Source organism: Paraburkholderia monticola, assembly GCF_001580545.1.
Classification (GTDB): domain Bacteria; phylum Pseudomonadota; class Gammaproteobacteria; order Burkholderiales; family Burkholderiaceae; genus Paraburkholderia; species Paraburkholderia monticola.
Map to the genome: position 1 here is coordinate 576,472 of NZ_LRBG01000004.1, position 18,366 is coordinate 594,837.

At 66.5% G+C, this 18,366-nt stretch carries 21 protein-coding genes; 17 read left to right on the plus strand and 4 right to left on the minus strand.

All coding sequences use genetic code 11. The annotated features are described in order from the left end of the window. The first annotated feature begins 71 nt into the window (after positions 1-71). From CI15_RS07460 to rfaE2, 3 genes are all read left to right on the plus strand, one after another. On the plus strand, positions 72-851 hold the full coding sequence (locus CI15_RS07460) for a PhaM family polyhydroxyalkanoate granule multifunctional regulatory protein (protein WP_062125700.1): 780 nt from the start codon (positions 72-74) through the stop codon (positions 849-851). Between the two features lie 576 nt (positions 852-1,427). Then, positions 1,428-2,306: a ferritin family protein gene (locus tag CI15_RS07465; protein ID WP_062125701.1), complete on the plus strand. Its 879-nt coding sequence runs from the start codon at positions 1,428-1,430 to the stop codon at positions 2,304-2,306. 146 nt (positions 2,307-2,452) lie between these two features. Next, positions 2,453-2,935, plus strand: a complete 483-nt coding sequence (gene rfaE2 / locus CI15_RS07470; RefSeq protein ID WP_062125702.1) for a D-glycero-beta-D-manno-heptose 1-phosphate adenylyltransferase — start codon at positions 2,453-2,455, stop codon at positions 2,933-2,935. 67 nt (positions 2,936-3,002) lie between these two features. Here rfaE2 and CI15_RS07475 read toward each other — a convergent pair whose 3' ends face one another. The 3 genes from CI15_RS07475 to CI15_RS07485 all read right to left on the minus strand — a co-directional run bounded on the left by CI15_RS07475 (position 3,003) and on the right by CI15_RS07485 (position 5,086). Continuing rightward, a complete protein-coding gene (locus CI15_RS07475; RefSeq protein WP_062125704.1) occupies positions 3,003-3,242 on the minus strand; it encodes a hypothetical protein in 240 nt (79 codons plus the stop codon). Between the two features lie 96 nt (positions 3,243-3,338). Next, positions 3,339-4,172 (minus strand): type III pantothenate kinase, encoded by an 834-nt coding sequence (locus CI15_RS07480; RefSeq protein WP_062125706.1) that lies wholly within the window; start codon positions 4,170-4,172, stop codon positions 3,339-3,341. Then, positions 4,169-5,086, minus strand: coding sequence for a biotin--[acetyl-CoA-carboxylase] ligase (locus CI15_RS07485; RefSeq protein WP_062125708.1), 918 nt, complete (start codon positions 5,084-5,086; stop codon positions 4,169-4,171). Before CI15_RS07485 ends, CI15_RS07480 begins: the two co-directional genes overlap by 4 nt. A gap of 135 nt (positions 5,087-5,221) precedes the next feature. Between CI15_RS07485 and CI15_RS07490 the strand changes: the two genes are divergently transcribed. From CI15_RS07490 to CI15_RS07535, 10 genes are all read left to right on the plus strand, one after another. Continuing rightward, entirely contained in the window at positions 5,222-6,355 is a 1,134-nt protein-coding gene (locus CI15_RS07490) for an MlaE family ABC transporter permease (RefSeq protein ID WP_062125709.1), read from the plus strand. Beyond that, a complete protein-coding gene (locus CI15_RS07495) occupies positions 6,352-7,230 on the plus strand; it encodes an ABC transporter ATP-binding protein (RefSeq protein ID WP_062125711.1) in 879 nt (292 codons plus the stop codon). Before CI15_RS07490 ends, CI15_RS07495 begins: the two co-directional genes overlap by 4 nt. Positions 7,231-7,276: 46 nt before the next feature. Then, a complete protein-coding gene (locus CI15_RS07500) occupies positions 7,277-8,248 on the plus strand; it encodes an MlaD family protein (RefSeq protein ID WP_062125713.1) in 972 nt (323 codons plus the stop codon). Positions 8,249-8,278: 30 nt separating this feature from the next. Beyond that, positions 8,279-8,905: an ABC-type transport auxiliary lipoprotein family protein gene (locus tag CI15_RS07505; protein WP_062125715.1), complete on the plus strand. Its 627-nt coding sequence runs from the start codon at positions 8,279-8,281 to the stop codon at positions 8,903-8,905. 31 nt (positions 8,906-8,936) lie between these two features. Beyond that, entirely contained in the window at positions 8,937-10,094 is a 1,158-nt protein-coding gene (locus CI15_RS07510; RefSeq protein ID WP_062125716.1) for a VanZ family protein, read from the plus strand. A 155-nt stretch (positions 10,095-10,249) separates the two neighbouring features. Next, positions 10,250-10,573: a (2Fe-2S) ferredoxin domain-containing protein gene (locus CI15_RS07515; protein ID WP_062125718.1), complete on the plus strand. Its 324-nt coding sequence runs from the start codon at positions 10,250-10,252 to the stop codon at positions 10,571-10,573. Positions 10,574-10,605: 32 nt separating this feature from the next. Continuing rightward, positions 10,606-11,250 (plus strand): alpha/beta hydrolase, encoded by a 645-nt coding sequence (locus CI15_RS07520; RefSeq protein WP_062125720.1) that lies wholly within the window; start codon positions 10,606-10,608, stop codon positions 11,248-11,250. A gap of 323 nt (positions 11,251-11,573) precedes the next feature. After that, the gene (locus CI15_RS07525) at positions 11,574-12,803 is read left to right on the plus strand and encodes a D-alanyl-D-alanine carboxypeptidase family protein (protein WP_062125722.1); all 1,230 of its coding nucleotides are present in this window, start codon (positions 11,574-11,576) and stop codon (positions 12,801-12,803) included. A gap of 13 nt (positions 12,804-12,816) precedes the next feature. Continuing rightward, a complete protein-coding gene (locus CI15_RS07530) occupies positions 12,817-13,785 on the plus strand; it encodes a D-amino acid aminotransferase (RefSeq protein ID WP_062125724.1) in 969 nt (322 codons plus the stop codon). Beyond that, on the plus strand, positions 13,757-14,026 hold the full coding sequence (locus CI15_RS07535) for a DUF493 family protein (RefSeq protein WP_062125726.1): 270 nt from the start codon (positions 13,757-13,759) through the stop codon (positions 14,024-14,026). The genes CI15_RS07530 and CI15_RS07535 overlap by 29 nt, the downstream gene beginning before the upstream one ends. A 21-nt stretch (positions 14,027-14,047) precedes the next feature. Here CI15_RS07535 and CI15_RS07540 read toward each other — a convergent pair whose 3' ends face one another. Next, a complete protein-coding gene (locus CI15_RS07540; protein WP_062126176.1) occupies positions 14,048-15,031 on the minus strand; it encodes a transcriptional regulator GcvA in 984 nt (327 codons plus the stop codon). A 98-nt stretch (positions 15,032-15,129) separates the two neighbouring features. Here CI15_RS07540 and CI15_RS07545 point away from each other — a divergent pair, with 98 nt between their 5' ends. From CI15_RS07545 to ugpQ, 4 genes are all read left to right on the plus strand, one after another. Further along, positions 15,130-15,456, plus strand: coding sequence for a DUF2917 domain-containing protein (locus CI15_RS07545; RefSeq protein ID WP_062125729.1), 327 nt, complete (start codon positions 15,130-15,132; stop codon positions 15,454-15,456). A 117-nt stretch (positions 15,457-15,573) separates the two neighbouring features. Beyond that, entirely contained in the window at positions 15,574-16,323 is a 750-nt protein-coding gene (lipB, locus tag CI15_RS07550) for a lipoyl(octanoyl) transferase LipB (RefSeq protein ID WP_062125731.1), read from the plus strand. A 13-nt stretch (positions 16,324-16,336) separates the two neighbouring features. Further along, positions 16,337-17,344, plus strand: coding sequence for a lipoyl synthase (gene lipA, locus CI15_RS07555; RefSeq protein WP_062125733.1), 1,008 nt, complete (start codon positions 16,337-16,339; stop codon positions 17,342-17,344). A gap of 109 nt (positions 17,345-17,453) precedes the next feature. Then, positions 17,454-18,206, plus strand: coding sequence for a glycerophosphodiester phosphodiesterase (gene ugpQ / locus CI15_RS07560; protein ID WP_062125735.1), 753 nt, complete (start codon positions 17,454-17,456; stop codon positions 18,204-18,206). Positions 18,207-18,366 lie beyond the last annotated feature (160 nt).

Consider the following 18,366-nt stretch of genomic DNA (forward strand, 5'->3'; position numbering starts at 1 on the left):
CGCACGGTATGATCGAATCGACGCGCGCGGCTGCGCGCCCCCACCTATCTTCAAGCACCGAGGCGACAAGCATGACCGACACCACTGGCTCCACGCCGCCCTTTCCCGGCTTTCCCGGTTTTCCGCCCGCTGAAATGCTCGATCGCATGTGGAGCATGATGCGGCTGTCGCCGTTCGGTGCCGCCATGACGGGCGCGCAACCGGGCGGCGGCACGAGTCCGTCGCTGTCGATGATGTCCGACATGATGGCGCCGCTCACCAGCGTCGAGGAGCTCGACAAGCGCATTACCGACATGCGCGCGGTCGAGCAATGGCTGAAGCTGAATCTGAGCATGTTGCAGTCGGCGATTCAGGCGCTCGAAGTGCAACGCGCGACGCTCGCGACGCTGCGCGCGTTCGGCGCATTCGCGCAGTCGTCGATATCGCAGGCGGCGGCTGCGTCGAGTGCCGCCGCCGGCGAAGCGCCGAAACCTGCCGCCAGCCCCGCGCCGGCGCCGAGCTGGACGAAGCCGGCCGAGCCCGCGCCCACAAGCGCCAAGCCGGCCGAGAGCGACGAAGAGGAGGCGCCTGCCACGCCCGCGTTCGATGCATCCGCCTGGTGGAATCTGCTGCAATCGCAGTTCAACCAGATCGCGCAGTTCGCGGTGACGCAGCCGTCGGTCGCGGTCGCCGCGGCAGGCGGGGGCACGCAGGGCAAGCCGGAGCAGTCGAGCGCAGCCGAAGCGCCGGGCGCCGCAGCGCAAAACGCGAAGCCCGCCGCCAAACGGCCGGCCGCGAAGCGCGCCACGCCGGCGGCCAAACGCGCGGCCGGCGAGGGTACGAGCGCGGCAACGCCGAAAAAGTCGTCGTGAGCGGGCGGTGCGGGCAACGGGCTCGCACCCGCTGCGACAGCGACAGCAACGACAAAAGGGGCGCGGTCGAATCCGCGCGTCCTGCCGTCTCGACCTGGCAATTAGCGCGCGATGACCGAAGCGACTCATGGTCCCGCGCTTTTGCTCCGGTTCCAGCGCCGGCGGTTCCGCCCTCGCGATCTGCCGACTTTGTTGCGAAAGGTCAATACCAGTGGGCGCTCGCAGCGTTTCTGTCACGGGTTTCGTCAGGCGCGCGTGCTATCATCTGTAAGCTTGATCTGGCTTTGGGGCGGTCGCAGAAAAGAACCAATCGCACCGCGCTCGCATCAGTTCCAGACTGGCTCGACCTCAGGCAAAGGGTATCCCTCACCCACGGTTGGCCGCGGTGCCTGCTTCACGCTTCAGGCGCCGATACAAAAGCCCGGACTTCTTTGCTGCCCGATGCTTCTGGGCGGCCGGTTAACGCGTAAAATTGAATGCTTGGCCGATAAACGGCAGGTCCGTTCGTCGTAGGCAAAAACGGCTACACGTAGCAGCAACAGACACACACAGTATGTGCAGAACAGGGGTGGGACTATGAACACCATGCTTTATCCGGAACTTTATAAATCGCTCGAATCCGTTCGATGGGACATGGAGAAGGACATCCCCTGGGACAAATTCGATGCATCGCTATTGACCGACGAGCAGGCCGCGACGATCAAGATGAACGCGATCACCGAATGGTCGGCGTTGCCCGCAACGGAAATGTTTCTGCGTGACAATCATCACGACAGCGATTTCTCCGCGTTCATGAGCGTGTGGTTCTTCGAAGAGCAGAAGCACTCGCTGGTGCTGATGGAGTACCTGCGCCGCTTCAAGCCGGAACTGTGCCCGACCGAAGAGGAACTGCACGCGGTGCGCTTCGAATTCGATCCCGCGCCGCCGCTCGAAACGCTGATGCTGCACTTCTGCGGCGAAATCCGCCTCAATCACTGGTATCGCCGTGCCGCCGAATGGCACACGGAACCGGTCATCAAGCACATCTACGAAACCATCTCGCGCGACGAAGCCCGCCACGGCGGCGCCTATCTGCGCTACATGAAGAAGGCGATGGTGCAAACCGGCGACATCGCACGTGCCGCGTTCGCGAAGATCGGCGTGCTGATGGCATCGGCGCGTCGCACCGAAAAGCCGCTGCACCCCACCAATCTGCACGTGAACCAGGCACTGTTCCCGCGTGACACGATCCAGTCGCGTCTGCCGGATCCGGAATGGCTCGAGCGCTGGCTGGACGAGCAGATCCGTTTCGACGACGGCTGGGAAAAGAAGGTCGTCGAGCGCATTCTGCACAACCTGTCGCTGCTGTTCGAACGCACGTTCAACACCGCGCAGGAACTGAACCGTTATCGCAAGGAAGTGGTCGCACGCCTGCAGGCCGCTGATCAGAACCCGGCGCATCAGCAGCCGGCGTAACGGGACTCAACGGTTTCAGACCAGCTTCAAAAGACGGTCCGGCAGGCGCGAGCTTGCCGGACCGTTTTGCTTCGCGCCGTCCAGCGTGTATCGTGACGGCACTTTGCATTCCTCTTCCCGTAACTCCGCAACTCTGTGACTTTGCGATGACCGCCATCTTTGAACGCAAGATTCTGACGCGCGATGCCCTGGTGAAACTGCGTCCTTCGCTGCGCGCGCCTGTCGTGTTTACGAACGGCGTGTTCGATATCCTGCATCGGGGTCACGTGACCTATCTGGCCGACGCGAAGGCGCTCGGCGCGTGCCTGATCGTCGGTGTCAACAGCGACGCGTCGGTGCGGATGCTCGGCAAGGGCGACGACCGGCCGATCAACGTCGAGGCCGATCGCATGGCCTTGCTCGCTGCACTGGAAAGTGTCGACTACGTGGTGGGCTTCGGCGAGCAGACGCCGGTCGAGCTGATTTCCGCGCTGCGCCCGGACGTGCTCGTCAAGGGCGGCGACTACGACATGGACGCGCTGCCCGAATCGGCGCTCGTGCGAGGCTGGGGCGGCAAGGCGCTTGCGATTGCGTTCGAGCATGATCGCTCGACGACCGCGCTGTTGAAGAAGGTGCGTACGCAGGGTTGAGGCTGCTAATCGTCGCGGGAGAACGCGGCGGACTGCTGACCATCTGCCGCACCTCCCGGTCACATCGTTACTGCGGCAATTCCGAGGTCGAAATCGGCGCCTCCGGTGCCGGGCCGCCGACCACTGCCTGATCGGCCGCATCGGCGGCGCTGACCGGCCGCACCTTCAGCCAGTCCGGATGAATCTGGCGGTTCAGATGATTCGTCTCGCGAGCGCTGGCGATGGGCGTCGGGCCGAAGACACCGCGCAGCGCGACGAAAGCCAGCACGTTGACGACAAACAGAATGGCGATCGGCCAGCGAAGCATGGTGCGTATTTCCAATCCAGAAAGAACTTGAGGCGAGGGCGCGAGAGCGAGACGCGGGCGAGACGCAGACAAAACGCGGACAAAACGCGGGCGCCGCTACGCGCGTGCCGACTCTTCGGCGGCGATCAGCGCCAGCCCCGACAGCACCAGCGAATCGTGGCGAGTATGCTGCACTTTCAACGCGCTCGCCACTTCGTCCGCGGCGCCGCCGCTGACCACGAGACGCACCGGCACCTGCCACTCGTCCTGCAGATCGCGCCACATCCGCTCGATCAGTCCCGCCTGCGCGAGCGTGCAGCCCGCCGACAGCGAATGCGGCGTATCGGTCGCGAAGAACGGGCCGCGACGGGCCGCATCGGCCGCATCGGCCGCATCGAGCAGGCCGCGTGCGCGCGTGGCGTCGAGCGTCGGCAGTTGCGCGGTGTGCTCGCCAAGCGAGCGCATCATCAGCGTCCAGCCCGGCGCGATCAATCCGCCGATAAACGCGCCGTCCGCGCGCAACGCCTCGAGCGTCGTCGCGGTGCCGAAGGTGGCGAGCAGCAGATGTTCGCCCGGAAAGGCTGCGTGCGCGCCGATCATGCCCGCCCAGCGGTCGCTGCCGAGCGCGTGCGGTGTCGTGTAGCAATTGGTGACGCCGCATTGCTGAGCGCTCGCGCGGATCGTCGTGAGCGGCAGTTGCGGCCAGTGTGCGTCGACGAGCGCGGCGATGCGTGTCGCGACCTCCGCGCCCGCCACATTAGAGAGCCACACGCCGCACGGCGCCGGCCAGTCGCTCCAACCGGCCTGCAGACCAGATCGCGCACCTGGCCCGGCCACGTCGTCATGCGCGAGCGCGCCGCTCGCCAGTTGCGTTCCGTCCGGCTGCACCAGCGCCCATTTGATCCGGCTATTGCCCGCGTCGATCAGCAGATAAGGCGCGCGCTGCGTCATGCGGCACCGTCGGCGAGGCGCAGCGACACGTCGCCGGTCGCGATGCTCTGGCGGCCTTCGGCCGTGTCGAGCAGCAGCTGGCCACGTTCGTCGACGCCCGCCGCCACGCCGCGCGCGAGTTCCTGACCTTGCTCGAGCAGCACTACTTCGCGGCCCGCATAAGCATGCACGGCGTTCCAGCGCGGCTGGAACGGTGCGAAACCCTCCGCGCCGAAGCGCTGCAGCATCGGTTCGAGCGCGCTCAGCTCGGCGGCGAGCGTGTCGGTGAGATTCGCGTTCGGCAGCGCGCGCTGCAACGCGGTGGGCACGGTGCCGCGCGCCTGCGGCGGCACCTCGGCAGTCAGCGCGCCGACCTTCGCCGCCAGTTCGTCGGCACCCTTCACGTTGGTGCCGATCCCGATCACGACCGCGCTCGCATCGTCGGTGCTCCACGCGGTTTCGATCAGGATGCCGGCCAGCTTGTCGCCTTCGAGCAGCACGTCGTTCGGCCACTTCAGCGCGATCTGTCCGGGACCCGCGACCGGCAGCGAACGCAGCCCGTCGACGAGCGCCACACCCACCGCGAGGCTCAAGCCCGCGAGGCCCTCGAGCGGGCGCGGCAACACGCACGCGACCGAAAACAGCAGCGCGTTGCCCGGCTCCGCGTACCACGGCCGGCCGCGCCGGCCGCGGCCGGCCGTCTGCAGATACGCGACGCGCACGATCGGCCGCGGCAGCGCGTTCGCGCGGCGTGGCAGTGCTTTCACGTGAGCCATCAGGTCGGCATTGGTCGAGCCCGTTTCCTCGACGATTTCGATCGGCCAGTCATGCGCATGCGCGCCGAACAGCTTGACCGCGCGTTCGCGATCGATGCGCCAGTCAGTGCTGGCGCTTGCGGCCGAGGGCTGGGAGGTGGGAGTCTTGGAGGCATTCATGCCTCATATTGTAGCGACAGCGAAGCCGATCGGGACTCGCCGCGGACCAATGCGGATCAGTGCCGATCAGTGCGGACCGCCGGCCGAGCCTTCGCTACAATGGCCCTTAATCCGATAACCAGATTCACACGATCCTTGAACTACGACACTCCGCCCGGCCTTGAAGTCGCGGCAGGCAGCCAAGGCAAGATCGTCCGTCTCTCGGGCCAGTGGACGGCGCTCGCGCTCGCGCGCGATCGCGACACTGGACGGGTGATTCCGCAACTGCGTTCGCTGACCGGCGCGCAAGGCATCGGCGAGTGGGACCTGTCGCGCGTCGACAGCATGGACCACGTCGGCGGGCAGGCGCTGTGGCGCGTGTGGGGCCGCAAAATGCCGCCCGGCACGGCGCTCACCGACACGCAGCGCGATATTTTCGAGCGCATCGCGCTGCTCGACGAGGTGCGCGAGAGCGCCGAGCCGGTCACGCGCCTCGATCCATTCACGCGTCTCGGCCTCGGTCTGTTCTCGTTCGTCGAGCATATGCAGGGCGGCGTCACGATGCTCGGGCGCGTCGTGCTCGATCTGCTCGCGATCATCCGCAAGCCGAAGCTCACGCCGTGGACCGAAATCTCCGCGAACGTCTACAACGCCGGCGCCCGTGCGCTGCCGATCACCGCGCTCGTCGCGTTCCTGATCGGCATCGTGTTGAGCTATCTGTCGGCACAGCAATTGCGCATCTTTGGCGCGAACCAGTTCATCGTCAACATTCTCGGCCTCGCGGTGATTCGCGAGCTCGGCCCGGTCCTGTCGGCGATTCTGGTGGCGGGCCGCTCGGGCTCGGCGATCACCGCGCAGATCGGCGTGATGCGCGTGACCGAGGAGCTCGACGCGATGCGCGTGATGGGCATCCCGCACGGCCTGCGGCTGATCCTGCCGCGCGTGATCGCGCTGTCCGTGGCGATGCCACTCCTCGTGATGTGGACCAACGTGATCGCGTTGACGGGCGGCGCGCTTGCCGCGAAGCTCGTGCTCGGCATCGACATGAGCTTCTTCGCGCGGCAGTTGCCAACCGTCGTGCCGATCGCGAATCTGTGGATCGGCCTTGGCAAGGGCGCGGTGTTCGGCATGCTGATCGCGATCGCCGGCTGTCATTTCGGCTTCCGTATCAAGGCCAATTCGCAGAGTCTCGGCGAAGGCACGACGACCTCGGTGGTGACGTCGATCACCATCGTGATTCTCGCGGACGCGGTGTTCGCGATTCTTTTCCAGAACGTGGGGCTCGGATGATTGCACCACTGACAGAAGCCGTGCGCGGCCAGCCCGTGCCGTCGATCGCCGAGCCGGTGATCGAGGTGATCGACATCACCAAGCGCTACGGCCGCAACATCGTGCATCAACATCTGAGCTTCGAAGTGCGGCGCGGCGAGATCGTGTCGATCGTCGGCGGTTCGGGCTCCGGCAAGACCACGCTGGTGCGGCAGATTCTCGGCCTCGAACGGCCGTCGAGAGGCACCATCAAGCTGTTCGGCGAAGACCTCTCGACCATCTCGCCCGATACCGCGCTGCTGATGCGCAGCCGCTCAGGCATGCTGTTTCAGCGCGGCGCGCTGTTTTCGTCGCTGTCCGTGTTCGACAACGTCGCGCAGCCGGTGCGCGAGCTCGGCAAGGTGCCCGAAGACCTGCTGCGCGACATCGTGATGCTGAAGCTCGAAATGGTCGGGCTGCCGTGCAAGCATGCGTCGAAGATGCCGTCGGCGTTGTCGGGCGGCATGATCAAGCGGGTCGGCATCGCCCGTGCAATCGCGCTCGAGCCCGAGCTGCTGTTCCTCGACGAACCGACCGCCGGCCTCGACCCGCAGGCGTCCGAAGAATTCGTCGAGCTGATCTCCGGGCTGCATCGCGCGCTCGGCTTGACCGTCGTGATGATCACGCACGATCTCGACACGATGGTCGCGCTGTCGACGCGCGTGGCCGTGCTCGCCGATCGCAAGGTGCTGATCAACGCGCCGGTCGAGGAGGCCGCGGGCGTCGACCATCCGTTCATCCGCGAATATTTCCTCGGCCTGCGCGGGCGCCGGGCCTTGCAGGCGTTGCCGCCGGAGCGCCGCGCGAAGCTGCCGCAGGCGGCGCTCGAACCGGCGTCCTCCGAGTTGCCGTTGTGAAGCAGGCCGCCATGAACCGGGCCGCTATGAACCAGGAAACCTGACGATGGAAAACAAAGCGTATGCGTTCTGGGCCGGGCTCTTCACGGTCGTGCTGACGGCGGCGATCGGGCTGACCGCGTATCTGTTCAACGTCGACCGCACCGTGCGGGTGCCGTACGACCTGCTCGCACGAACCAACGTGACGGGCCTCTTTGCCGATGCGGCGGTGCGCTTTCGCGGCCTCGACGTCGGCCGCGTGCAGTCGATCAAATTCGACCCGACGCATCCGGGGCAGATCCTGATTCGTATCATGGTCGACGAGCATGCGCCGATCACGCATTCGACCTTCGGCAGCCTCGGGTTGCAGGGCGTGACCGGCATCGCATTTATCCAGCTCGACGATAGCGGGCGCGACCAGAGGCCGCTGCCGTCGTCGCCGCAAAACGTCGCGCAACTGCCGATGCGCCCGGGCCTGTTCGACCAGTTGCAGCAACGCGGCGACGTGCTGCTGCGCAAGCTCGAAAAGGTCACCGACAACGTCAACGACATGCTGTCGCCGGAAATGGTCGCGCAACTGCACGATACGGCGGCGAGCATCGAGCAGGCGGCTTCCGGCGTCGCGGCGCTGACCCGGCAGGTGGCGCCGGTCGTCGCCAAGCTGCCAGGCACCGTGGATCAGCTCAATCACACGCTCGCGTCGACGAATCAGATGATCACGGGCCTGAACCGTCCGGACGGACCTTTCGAGCGCAATCTGAACAAGGTCGGCACGGCCGCGCAACAGGCGGGTGACGCGCTCGCGCAGATGAACACCTCGCTGCAGGACCTGTCCGCGCGGGTCGGCTACGAAACGCTGCCGCGCGTGAATTCGCTGACCGAGGACGTGCGCTCGGCCGCGCAATCGATCGACCGCGCCGCCGACACCTTCAGCACCAACCCGCGCAGCGTGCTGTTCGGCGCGCCGCGCGCGGCGCCGGGTCCGGGCGAGGCCGGCTTCACGTGGCCGACCGCTGCCGCCGCCCCCGCAGCCCACTAAATCCGCAGGCCAGAACAGAGGAAGATGCTCATGTCACGCTCGATTCACCGACTGTTGTCCTCGCGCGCCGCGCTCGCGGCGCTGCTTGCGTTCGGCGTGCTGGCGGCGGGCTGCGCGGGCAGCTCCGCGGTGGTGTCGGACATCCGCTACGACTTCGGGCCGCCGCCGCAGAGCGCCGCCGCGAGCCGGCTGCCGGCCGTCAAGGTGCTCGAGGTCGGCGCGCCACCCGTGCTCGAATCCGACCGCCTGATCTATCGGCTGAGCTACGCCGACGCGCAGCAGACGGCCACGTACGCGAACAGCCACTGGACGATGATGCCGTCGCAACTGCTGACGCAGCGCCTGCGCAATGCGCTGAGCGAGCACGGCACCGTTCTGACGGGCGCCGACGGCGTGGCCGCGCCGGTGCTGCGGGTCGATCTGACCGAATTCGAGCAGGTGTTCGACAGCCAGACGAACAGTCGCGGCGCCATCGCCGCGCGCGCGACGCTGATGCAGGGCGGCAAGGTGGTCGGCCAGCAGACGTTCGTCGCGAGCGCGCCGGCCCAATCGGCGGATGCGGCCGGCGGCGCGCGGGCGCTCGCCGCGGCCAGCGACGACCTCGTCGCGCAGATCACCACCTGGCTCGGCTCGCAGGCGCTGGTCGCCGCACAATGACAGGCCGGCAGCGCAGGCGACGGAGCGCTGCATGAGCGATCGCCCATGGCTGCGCCGCCCGTCGACGCTGGCCCGCCAGGCGCTGCTGCTGTACACGGCGCTGATCGTCTATGGGTCGTGGTATCCGTTTTCCGGCTGGCGCTCGCTCGGCATCGCGCCGTTCGCCTATCTGTTCGATCCGCTGCCGCAGTATCTGACGGCGTTCGACGTCGTCACCAACGTGCTCGGCTATATGCCGTTCGGCGCGCTGGTGGTGCTCGCGGTGTATCCGCGCTGGCGCGGCACCCTGGCCGTCGCGCTCGCGTTCGTGCTGGGCGGGCTGCTGTCGGGCACGATGGAAGCCGTGCAGACGTATCTGCCGACGCGCGTCGCCTCCAATCTCGATCTCGCCGCCAATACGCTCGGTGCGCTTCTCGGCGCGGCGATCATGTCACCGTTGACCGGCGCGCTGCTCGATCGCGGCCTGCTCAGGCGTCTGCGGCTGCTGTGGTTCGAGCGCGGGCATGCGGCGCTCATGTGCCTCGTCGCCGCGTGGCCGTTCGCGACGATGTATCCGGCGCCGCTACTGTTCGGTCTCGGCAACTGGCCGCGCGCGCTGTGGCTGAGCTTCGATCCGCTCACCCAGGAGGCGCTGCTCGCGTGGACGCCGTCCGCGTGGCACGTCGGCGCATGGCCAGCGGTGGTGGCCGCGTGGCTGCCCGACGACACGTGGGAAGCGCTGATCACGACACTGAACCTGTTCGCGGCGCTCGCGCTGGCGTCGCTGCCGGCGCGCCGTCATGCGCCGCGCGTGCGGCTGCTATTCGTGTTCATCGTCGCGACCTTGTGCGTGAAGGTCGGCGCGACGTTCCTGCAATCGCAATCGGGCCTCGCGTTCGACTGGGCGACGCCCGGCGCGCTGCTCGGACTCCTGTGCGGCAGCGTCGCGGCGCTGCTCGCGCTGCCGCTGCGGCGGCGCCTGCGGGCGACGCTCGCGGGGATCGCGCTGGTCGTCGCACTCGTGTTCGCCAATCTGCTGCCGGTGAATCCGTATTTCGACGCCGTGCTCGCCGACTGGCGGCAGGGGCGCTATCTGCATTTCAACGGGCTCGCGCGCTGGCTTGCGTGGATGTGGCCCTATGCAGCGCTGGTGTGGCTCGCGTTCGCGGTCGAGCGGGCGTGGCTGAAGCGGCGCGCGAAGCCGGCGTGAGACGCCTGCGCGGAACCGGCCAAGTGGCGGCGCCAGCGCGGTCCGCTCGCTATAATCGTCCGCACGACGGGCGCTTCACGTCACGCATGACCGCGTGCTGACCGCGCGCTGACGGCGCCCTTGCACCCCCTTTCAGCCTCGCTCCCCCGGACATCATGGATTCCTTCTACAAGCACCACGTTTTTTTCTGTCTGAATCAACGCGAACCCGGCGCCGAGCGTCCGAGTTGCGCGAACTGCAACGCGCAGGCGATGCAGGAGTACGCGAAAAAACGTGTCAAGCAACTCGGCCTCGCCGGCCCCGGCCAGGTGCGCATCAACAAGGCCGGCTGCCTCGATCGCTGCGAGCTGGGCCCGACGCTCGTCGTGTATCCCGAGGCTGTCTGGTACACCTATGTCGACGAAAGCGACATCGACGAGATCGTCGAATCGCATCTTGCGAACGGCAAGATCGTCGAGCGTCTGAAGATCGATCAATAACGCGAACCACGAAACGATCCGCAGGCATCCTGATGAACGTCAACACGAAGAAGTACCTGATCGACGGCCCGGTCGGCAAGATCGAGGTCGCGCTGGATCTGCCCGACGAGGTGCGCGAAAAGGGCGCCGCGCCGCGCGGGATCGCGCTCGTCGCGCATCCGCATCCGCTCTTTGGCGGCACGATGGACAACAAGGTCGCGCAGACGCTCGCGCGCACGCTCGTGCAACTGAACTACGTCACGTACCGGTCGAATTTCCGCGGCGTCGGCCAGACCCAGGGCGAGCACGACGCGGGCGTCGGCGAGCGCGACGACCTGTGCGCGGTGCTCGAGCACATGCGCGCCGATACCGATTACGGCGATCTGCCGCTCGTGCTGGCCGGTTTTTCGTTCGGCACCGTGGTGCTGTCGCACGTCGCGGCGAAGCTGCGCGACGAAGGGCAGGAGATCGAGCGCATCGTGTTCGTCGGCACCGCGGCGAGCCGCTGGGAAGTCGCGCCGGTGCCCGAGAGCACGCTCGTGATTCACGGCGAAGTCGACGAGACCGTTCCCATTCAATCGGTTTACGACTGGGCGCGGCCGCAGGAACTGCCGGTGGTCGTCATTCCGGGCGCCGAACACTTTCTGCATCGCAAGCTGCATATCCTGAAGCGGATCATCGTCGACGCCTGGCGCTGAAAACGCGCGTCGCGCGCGTTTTGCGGGGGACAGGTGCGCGCAAACGTGTGCGAAATCGACGACACGCGTGCAAAGCGGACCAGGTTGCACGCGTATAATGAGCGCTCTTTTTTTGGGCACAGCGCCGCCAATCCGGCAAACTCGCGCGCCGCGGAGTCGTTTCGCGCGCAGCGCGGCCGGATGCGCGGCGCTGTGCTCGCGAACCGATCGTGTCGCCGTCAGTCCAACGGGCGCCCGCCGTTTTACGGCCAGAAGCCCCGCCGACCGGCTCCCCCAACTCCGCGCGCTGTCGCGCAAGCTATTTTTCCGCACCAATCGACCCTATGCGTTTCTTCTCCTCTGGCCGCACGTCATTCCCGTCAGTCGCTTCTTTCGTTCCCACTTCGCTCAATCGTGCCATCGTCGCCAGCCTCGTGCTGCCGGCCACGCTCGTCGCGGGCACCGCGTTCGCGCAGGTGCCCCCGCCGGGCGTCAATGCGCGCTCGTGGGTGCTCGTCGATGCGACCAGCAACCAGGTGCTCGCGTCCGCCAACGCGGATGAGCGCGTCGAGCCGGCATCGCTCACCAAGCTGATGACCGCGTATCTCGTGTTCGAGGCGCTCGACACGAAGAAGATCACGATGGACCAGAGCATCGAGCCGAGCGAAGCCGTGCGCCGCGTGCGCAACGACGAATCGCGCATGTTCATCGAGGCGCTCAAGCCGGTCACCGTGCACGACCTCGTGTACGGCATGATCGTGCAGTCGGGCAACGACGCGGCGATCGCGCTCGCCGAACTGGTGGGCGGCAGCGAGGCGCAGTTCGTCAACATGATGAACACCGAAGCGCAGAAGCTCGGCATGAAGAACACCCATTTCGCCGACGTGAACGGCATGCCCGACCCGCAGCACTACACGACCGCGGGCGATCTCGCGATCCTGTCGGCACGCCTGATCCGCGACTATCCGGACTACTACAACATCTTCTCGGTCAAGGAATTCACGTACAACAAGATCAAGCAGCCGAACCGCAACCGTCTGCTGTGGATCGATCCGAGCGTCGACGGTCTGAAGACCGGCCACACGCAGGCGGCGGGCTACTGCCTGATCGCGAGCGCGAAGCGTCCGCTGCCGGGCACGACCGACGCGTCGCGCCGTCTCGTCTCGGTGATGATGGGCGAACAGAAGGAGCACGACCGCGTGCAGGACAGCCTGAAGATGCTGAACTACGGCTACACCGCGTACGACACGACGCGTCTGTACAAGGCGAACCAGGTCGTGGCCACGCCGCGCGTCTACAAGGGTGCGCAGGACAGCGTGCAGGTCGGCGTGAAGGGCGACCAGTACATCACGTTGCCGAAGGGCGCGGCCGACAAGGCCAAGCCGCAGATCGAACTCACCGATCCGCTCGTCGCGCCGCTCGCGAACGGTCAGCAGGTCGGCACCGCGAAGCTCGTCGCCGACGGCAAGGTGCTCGCGCAGTTCCCGGTGGTCGCGTTGCAGCCGGTTCCGCAAGCCGGTGTGGTCGGCCGCGTGTGGGATTCGATGATGCTGATGTTCAACAAGAAAAAGTAAGGGCTGTGTCGCAATGTCCGCTTTCTCCGATGTTTCGCTGGACCCGATCGTCTATCTGAACGGCGAACTGGTGCCGCTGTCAGAAGCGCGCGTGCCGGTGCTCGACCGCGGCTTCATCTTCGGCGACGGCATCTACGAAGTCGCGCCGTTGTACGCGCACGCGAGCGGACGTCGCACCGCGTTTCGTCTGAGACAGCATCTGGCGCGTCTGGCGCGCTCGGTCGGCAAGATCGGCATCGCCAATCCGCTCGACGACGCCGGCTGGCGCGAGCTGATCGGCCGCGTGGTCGAGGCCAACGAAGCGGACGGCGGCTTGCGTGCCGATCAGGACGCGATCGCGTACATCCAGGTCACGCGTGGCGTCGCGAAGCGCGCTCACGCGTTTCCGGCCGACGTCAAGCCGACCGTGTTCGTGATGGTCACGGCGCTGAACCTGCCCGGCGCCGCGCAGCGCGCGAGCGGTGTGGCGTGCGTGAGCGCCGAGGATCGTCGCTGGCTCAATTGCGACATCAAGTCGGTGTCGCTGCTCGGCAACGTGCTGATGGCGCAATACGCGGCCGAAAACGATGCATTCGAGACGCTGCAGTTCCGCGATGGCTTGCTGACCGAAGGCTCGTCGTCGAACGTGTGGGTCGTGAAGGATGGCGTGCTGGCCGCGCCGCCGCGCAGCAACAAGATTCTCGAAGGGATCCGCTATGGGCTCATCGAGGAACTGACGGCCGAATGCGGGATCCGCTTCGAAGCGCGCGACATCACCGAGGCGCAAGTGCGCGCGGCCGATGAAATCATCGTCAGCTCGGCGACCAAGGAAGTGCTGCCGGTCACGCGTCTCGACGGCGCGCCGGTCGGCGCGGGCAAACCGGGCGCGGTATTTGCGAAGCTGTATGCGGCGTATCAGCGAGCCAAGGCAGCCGAAGCGGCCGCCGTGGCCGCTGCGGAAGAAGGAGTAGAGAATGAATCCCGAGAACGACTCACTGTTTGAATTCCCCTGCGATTTCCCGATCAAGATCATGGGCAAATCGCACCCCGAGTTTGCCGCGACGATCGTCGAAGTGGTGCGCCAGTTCGATAGCGAGGTCGATGCGTCGCGCGTCGAGACTCGGCCGTCGAGCAGCGGCACCTACACGGGGCTGACCGTCCACGTGCGCGCGACGAGCCGCGCGCATCTCGACGATATCTATCGCGCGCTGACCGGCCATCCGATGGTCAAGGTCGTGCTGTAACACCGCGCGCGGTTTTTCACCTCACGGCGCGACGCGCAACGCGTCCGCCGTCACGCCCTCCGTCGCGAGGCGCGCACACGTCGCCGGGCCTGCCTCGCAGGCGAGATCGAACAGCTGCCTGAAGCGCGCCACCTCGTCGAACACCCAGTTGCGAAACGCCTTGACCCGCGCGGTCTCCAGCAACTGCGGCGGACAGATGAAATAGTATTGCCACGGGCTTGGCCCATCCACATCGAACAGCCGCACGAGCCGGCCCGCCGCGATTTCGTGCATGGCGAGCGAGCGGCGCGTGAGCGCGATCCCCTGGCCGTCGACGGCCGCCTGCAGCAGATTCGACGAATCCTGATACAGCACGCCGCGCTTCGGCTCCGGCCAGTCGGTCAGGCCGGCGGCGTCGAACCACGGGCGCCATAGCTCGTCGTCGGAGCGCAGCAGCGGGGCTTTGGCGAGATCGGCCGGGGTTTGCGGCAGCTTGCCGCCGTTGAAGTTGGGCGAGCAGGCCGGGAAGAAAATCTCCTCGAGCAGCAGCTCCGCATGCAGCCCCGGATATTTGCCGAAGCCGAAGCGGATTGCGGCGTCGACGTCGTCGCGCGCGAAGTCCGTCAGCGCATTGGTGGACAGCAGTTCGAGATCCCACTGCGGATGCGCCTCGATAAAGCTGCCGATCCGCGGCGTCACCCAGCGCGCCGCGAACGACGTCAGCATCGACACCACGAGGCGCCGCTCGCGGTCGCCGGCGCGGATCGCGCGGGTCGCGTCGGCGAGCCCAGTCAGCGCGGCGCGCACCTGCGTCGCGTAGCGGCGGCCGGTTTCGGTGAGGCGCACGCGCTTGCCGTCGCGCGCGAATAGCGACACGCCGAGCTCGGCCTCGAGCGCGCGTATCTGATGACTGACGGCGCCATGCGTGACGAAGAGCTCGTCGGCGGCGCGCGAAAAGCTCTCGTGGCGGGCGGCGGCTTCGAACGCCTTGATCGCGTTCAGGGCGGGGAGATGACGCAGGTCCATCGCAATATTTCTCACATAGACGTGAAAATTGATCGTTTTGCCCAAGTCCTTGCTGCACCTAGGATTCTAGTCACGAAACGATTTTTGGCGAGGGCATCATGCGAGAAATTTCCTCTAGCATTGCATATGAAATCCGCACCGGCGACACCCTGCCGCTGAAGGTGGCGCGCAGCACCAAGCTGCGCGTGCACGGCGGCGCGGTGTGGGTCACGCGTAGCGACGACACCAAGGACTACTGGCTGCAGCCCGGCCAGACGCTGCATCTGCGGCGCGGTGAACGGCTCTGGCTCAGCGCCGAGGGCGCCACTTTCGCGAAGGTCGCGTTCTCGGTGCCGACGCGCTGCGACGAGCGCGCGCTGAACTGGCTCGCGCGCATCGGCGAGCGCTGGATGATGCGGGTACGTGGCGGCTGGCGCACGGTTTGAGCATCGAGCGGCCGGAACGCCGTGTTTGACGAAGGGGCTGGCAGCGCGCCAGCCCGCTACTTCATGTTCCAGCCGTGTCGGGCGCGGTTTCCCAGATTTCGGTAAACTCCCGGAATCATGTGTGCCACCCCGGTTTCCCCGTCTCCGCTGCCCGCCATTGAGCCGCCCATGCTGCGCTGGCTCGGCCGCGAACCCTACGAAGCCAGTTTCGACGCGATGCGCGCGTTTACAGACACCCGCACCGCCGACACCCCCGACGAAATCTGGCTCGTCGAACATCCCCCCGTCTTCACGCTCGGCCAGGCCGGCGATCCAGCCCATCTGCTCGCGGCCGACAGCAACATTCCGCTCGTCAAGGTCGACCGTGGGGGACAGATCACGTATCACGGCCCCGGCCAGGTGGTCGCGTATCTGCTGCTCGACCTGCGCCGGCGCAAGCTGATGGTGCGCGAGCTGGTCACGCGGATCGAGCAGGCCGTGATCGACACCCTGGCGGCGTATAATCTCGCCGGAGAACGCAAGGCGGGCGCCCCCGGCATCTACGTGGCGTCCGGGTCCGAAGCGGGGTCCGAAGCGGGGCCCGACGCCGGGCCGCATGCCGGCGCCAAGATCGCGGCGCTCGGCCTGAAAATCCGCAACGGCTGCAGCTATCACGGCGTGAGTCTGAACGTGAACATGGACCTGCAACCGTTTCTCGCGATCAATCCATGCGGCTACGCGGGGCTCGAAACAGTCGATATGGCGACGCTCGGCGTCGCCGCCGGCTGGGACGACGTGGCCCGTACCCTCGCAGCAAGTCTCACCGCAAACCTCGACGGCAGTCCCGCGGCCGTCCCCCAACCGCAGGCCGGTGCGCTCACCGCCTGACTGGATCGAACGAATGACTGACGTAACCGCGAATCCCGCAGCAGCCAACCCCGCGCCCGAAGGCGTGCCGGCCCCCGCCGCCTACGACGCTACCGCGAAGCAGAAAGCGCAAGCCAAGACCGCGCGCATCCCGATCAAGATCGTTCCGATCGAAAAGCTGAAGAAACCGGACTGGATCCGCGTGAAGGCGGCCACCGGCAATTCGCGCTTCTACGAGATCAAACAGATCCTGCGCGAGCACAATCTGCACACGGTGTGTGAAGAGGCGAGCTGCCCGAACATCGGCGAATGCTTCGGCAAGGGCACCGCGACTTTCATGATCATGGGCGACAAGTGCACGCGCCGCTGCCCGTTCTGCGACGTCGGCCACGGTCGTCCCGATCCGCTCGACGCCGACGAACCCGCCAACCTCGCGCGCACCATTGCCGCGCTGAAGCTGAAGTACGTCGTGATCACCAGCGTCGACCGTGACGATCTGCGCGACGGCGGCGCGGCGCACTTCGTCGAATGTATCCGTCAGACGCGCGAGCTGTCGCCGCAAACGCGTATCGAAATCCTGACGCCGGACTTCCGCGGCCGCCTCGATCGCGCCCTCGGCATCCTCAACGCGGCGCCGCCCGACGTGATGAACCACAACCTCGAAACGGTGCCGCGTCTGTACAAGGAAGCGCGCCCGGGATCGGACTACGCGCATTCGCTGAAGCTGCTGAAGGACTTCAAGGCGCTGCATCCGCACGTCGCGACCAAGTCCGGCCTGATGGTCGGCCTCGGCGAGACCGAAGAGGAAATCCTGCAAGTGATGCGCGATCTGCGCGAGCACGACGTCGACATGCTGACGATCGGCCAGTATCTGCAGCCGTCGGAGCACCATCTGCCGGTGCGCGCGTACGTGCATCCGGACACCTTCAAGATGTACGAGGAAGAGGCATACAAGATGGGCTTCACCCACGCCGCGGTGGGCGCGATGGTTCGTTCGAGCTATCACGCCGATGTGCAGGCGCATGGAGCCGGCGTGGTCTGACGCGCAGACGCCTCGCTTCATGCCCCCAGCATGCACGCAGAAACGAAAAAGCCCGCCGATGTGCGGGCTTTTTGTTTAGACCGTTCTTCTATCCGCAAGGAAACCACAGATGGCAACTTCGATGGATTGCGGGAGCTCCGCGCAATGGCCTTATCCGCGGCTCGTCGCGCATCGCTGCGGCGGCACGCTCGCGCCGGAAAACACCTTGGCGGGTTTCGACGCCTGCGTGCGCTACGGCTATCGCATGGTCGAATTCGACGCGAAGCTGTCCGCCGACAACGCGCTGTTCCTGCTGCACGACGACACGCTCGAGCGCACAACTAACGGTCACGGGCCGGCGGCCACACACACATGGCAGCAACTCGCGGCGTTGGATGCCGGCGCGTGGCGCGGCACGGAGTTCGCCGGGACACGGCTGCCGACGCTGGCGGACGCGGCCGAGCGATGCGCGCGCGACGGCATCGCCGCGAACATCGAGATTAAGCCTTGTCCGGGCCGCGAAGTCATCACCGGCACGCTGGTCGCCCAAGGCGCGCTCGCGCTGTGGCAGGGGCAGACGCCGCCGCTGCTGTCGTCGTTCTCGTTCGATGCGCTCGCCGCCGCGCGCGCTGCCGCGCCGTCGCTGCCGCGCGGCATGCTGTTCGAGCAGGTGCCGGCGGACTGGCTGCGTATCGTGCGCGAACTCGAGTGCGTGTCGCTGCACGCGAGTCACCGCTATCTGAGCGAGCCGCTGGTCGCGCAGATCCGCGAGGCGGGCCTGCGCGTGCTCGCCTACACGGTGAACGAGCCGGCGCGCGCGCGCCTGCTCGAACAATGGGGCGTCGACATGATTTGCACGGATCGGATCGATCTGTTGACGTGACGCCGTGCGCGCAAGCCCCGCGCAAACCCTTGCGGGTTTCCCCGCAAGCGCGTGCGCACTGGATTCCGGATTCCCCGACAGCGGTCGTCCGGATTTCCGGAATCCCGGACGGCGCGCCTCGGGCCTTGCTGGAAAATCCATAAGAATCAAGGCTTCCCGC